General features: G+C 64.7%; 1 protein-coding gene. It reads left to right on the forward strand.

From position 1 onward, the window contains the following. Window positions 1-1915, forward strand: a 1915-nt coding sequence (locus AC1DLB_RS28890) for a VCBS domain-containing protein (protein WP_477786177.1), incomplete at both ends; no start/stop codon positions are given.

Here is a 1915-nt window from a genome sequence, read left to right on the forward strand (position 1 = left end):
TTCACCATCCAGGTCAGCGACGGCCTGGGCGGTGTCGACACCCAGCAGGTGACTGTCACCGTCACCGGCAGCAACGATGCACCGGTGCTCAGTTTCGCGAGCGGCAACGATGTCGGCGCCGTGCAGGAGGACAGCACCCTCAGCGTCAGTGGCCAATTCAGCTCGACCGACATTGATCATGCGGCCACCGCCACCTGGAGCATCGCCGGGTCCAATACCGGTACTTACGGCTCGATCGCCGTCGACAGCACGGGCCAGTGGACTTACACCCTGGCCAACGGCACCGATGGCGTTGCCAGTGCGGTGCAGTCGTTGCAGGCCGGCGAGACTCATAACGAAGTGTTCAGCGTGCAGGTCAGCGATGGCCTCGGCGGGGTCGACACCCAGCAGGTGACTGTCACCGTCACCGGCAGCAACGACGCACCCGTACTCAGTTTCGCCAACGGCAACGATGCCGGCGCGGTGCAGGAAGACACCACGCTCAGCGTCAGCGGCCAGTTCAGTTCAAGCGACATCGATCATGCCGCCACCGCGACCTGGAGCATTGCCGGGTCCAATACCGGCACCTACGGCTCGATCGCCGTCGACAGCACGGGCCAATGGACCTACACGTTGGCCAACGGCACCGATGGCGTCGCCAGTGCCGTGCAATCACTGAAAGCCGGCGAGAGTCATAACGAAGTGTTCAGCGTGCAGGTCAGCGATGGCCTCGGYGGSGTCGACACCCAGCAGGTGACYGTSACTGTCACCGGCAGCAACGACGCMCCCGTACTCAGCTTCGCCAGCGGCAACGATGCCGGCAACGTGCAGGAGGACACCACCCTCAGCGTCAGCGGCCAATTCAGCTCGAGCGACATCGACCACGCGGCCACCGCCACCTGGAGCATTGCCGGGTCCAACACTGGCAGCTATGGCTCGATCGCGGTGGACGGCACCGGTCAATGGACTTACACCCTGGCCAACGGCACCGATGGCGTCGCCAGTGCGGTGCAATCGCTGAAGGTCGGCGAGACTCATAACGAAGTGTTCAGCGTGCAGGTCAGCGACGGCCTCGGCGGCGTCGACACCCAGCAGGTGACCGTGACGGTCACCGGCAGCAACGATGCGCCGGTGCTCAGCTTCGCGTCGGGCAACGATGCCGGTGCCGTGCAGGAAGACACCACCCTCAGCGTCAGTGGCCAGTTCAGTTCGACCGACATTGATCATGCGGCCACCGCCACCTGGAGCATCGCCGGGTCCAACACTGGCAGCTATGGCTCGATCGCCGTCGACAGCACGGGCCAATGGACCTACACGTTGGCCAATGGCACCGATGGCGTCGCCAGTGCGGTGCAATCGCTGAAGGTCGGCGAGACTCATAACGAAGTGTTCAGCGTGCAGGTCAGCGATGGCCTCGGCGGTGTCGACACCCAGCAAGTGACCGTCACCGTCACCGGCAGCAACGATGCGCCGGTGCTCAGCTTCGCGTCGGGCAACGATGCCGGTGCGGTGCAGGAAGACAGCACCCTCAGCGTCAGCGGCCAGTTCAGTTCAAGCGACATCGATCATGCCGCCACCGCGACCTGGAGCATTGCCGGGTCAAACACCGGCAGCTACGGCTCGATCGCCGTCGACAGCACGGGCCAATGGACCTACACGTTGGCCAACGGCACCGATGGTGTCGCCAGTGCCGTGCAATCGCTGCAGGCCGGCGAGAGCCATAACGAAGTGTTCAGCGTGCAGGTCAGCGACGGCCTCGGCGGCGTCGACACCCAGCAGGTGACCGTGACGGTCACCGGCAGCAACGATGCGCCGGTGCTCAGCTTCGCCAGCAGCAACGATGCCGGTGCGGTGCAGGAAGACAGCACCCTCAGCGTCAGTGGCCAGTTCAGCTCGAGCGACATCGACCATGCGGCCACCGCGACCTGGTCGATCA

The sequence above is a fragment of the Pseudomonas sp. 05N434 genome (assembly GCF_056396965.1).